The 517-nt window shown below is 55.3% G+C and carries 1 protein-coding gene; it reads right to left on the bottom strand.

Features of this window, described 5'->3' with window-relative positions:
- Positions 1 to 517: IS4 family transposase (locus AACU55_RS19105; RefSeq protein WP_134707160.1), on the bottom strand; the 517-nt coding region annotated here is incomplete at both ends.

Below are 517 nucleotides of genomic sequence, written 5' to 3'. Positions count from 1 at the left end.
TCAGCAGGATACCCCACAGTTCCTGCCTCACCATTTCCGGCAGTTTGCTTCTCAGCGCCCACCGGTTCCCCAGTAAAAACTGCTTCGTCTCCCGGTATCCTAACTCGATTTCCCAGCGATGCTTATAAAGCTCCGCCACGCTGGCGGCCGGATAACGCATCGCATCCGTCATTGACGTCAGTACCTGCCGTTCAACGCCATTAACCTTCCGGCGGATAAGCCGCACGGTCATTTCTTCCGGCAGTCCTTCCCACTGTTTTCTGGCCTGCGGTGACGTTTTCAGCCGTATCAGCTCGTCCTGTTTGCCGAGCTTACACACCACCTCGTACTGCGTGTTCTTTTTCAGCGGCGTCAGCCAGTGGCGATTTTCGCCCGCATTATGCCAGTCATGTAGCAGTCCTAAAGAGTAAAAACCCTTATCGAACAGCGTAATACTGTTATCCGGCGCGCTGTCTGCCAGCTTTGCCGCCAGGCGCATCTCGTTCACGTCGTAACTGTCCATCACACTGGCCCGCAA

This window comes from Rahnella sp. CJA17(1/100) (assembly GCF_963881615.1).
GTDB lineage: Bacteria > Pseudomonadota > Gammaproteobacteria > Enterobacterales > Enterobacteriaceae > Rahnella > Rahnella aceris.
This window is presented reverse-complemented; position numbering and strand designations above follow the sequence as displayed.